Source organism: Arhodomonas sp. KWT (genome assembly GCF_010993615.1).
Genome location: NZ_WNXE01000850.1, coordinates 1 through 725, shown reverse-complemented (window position 1 = coordinate 725; position 725 = coordinate 1). Strand labels below are relative to the sequence as shown.

Here is a 725-nt window from a genome sequence, read left to right as displayed (position 1 = left end):
TACGGTGGCATCGTCCAGTCGATCCGGGTCCCGGACCGCAACGGCCGGGTAGAGGACGTCGCCCTCGGCTTCGACCGCCTGAAACCCTATCTCGACAACGGCCCTTACTTCGGCGCGCTGATCGGGCGCTACGGCAACCGTATCGACGGCGGCACGTTCACGCTCGACGGCGAGACCTACCACGTCCCCACCAACGACGGCGACAACGCCCTGCATGGCGGGCCGGAGGGGTTCGACAGCCGCGTCTGGCAGGCACGGGCGATCGAGGCGCCCAACCGTGTGGGCGTCGAGCTGAGCCTGCTCTCGCGCGACGGCGACATGGGTTTCCCGGGAGACCTGGCGGTGACCGTGCGCTACACGCTCAACCAGCACAATGACCTGCGCATCCACTACACCGCGATCAGCGACGCCCCCACGGTGGTGAACCTGACCAATCACACCTACTTCAACCTCGCCGGCGCCGGCGAGGGGGACGTGCTCGACCAGGTCGCCATGATCAACGCGGACCGCTACACCCCGGTCGACACCTCGCTGATCCCCACCGGCAGCCTCGCGGGTGTCGAGGGCACGCCCTTCGATTTCCGCACGCCGACCCGGATCGGTGCCCACATACGTGACGACGACCCGCAGCTCGCACGCACCGAGCCAGACCAGGGCGGTTACGACCACAACTGGGTGCTGAATACCGGCGGCTCCCTGGATGCGCTGGCCGCCCGGGTGAGCGA

General features: G+C 68.3%; 1 protein-coding gene. It reads left to right on the top strand.

The genetic code is table 11. The annotated features are described in order from the left end of the window. Positions 1–725 (top strand): aldose epimerase family protein (locus G7A99_RS22850; RefSeq protein ID WP_163144325.1); only part of this gene is annotated, 725 nt, incomplete at both ends.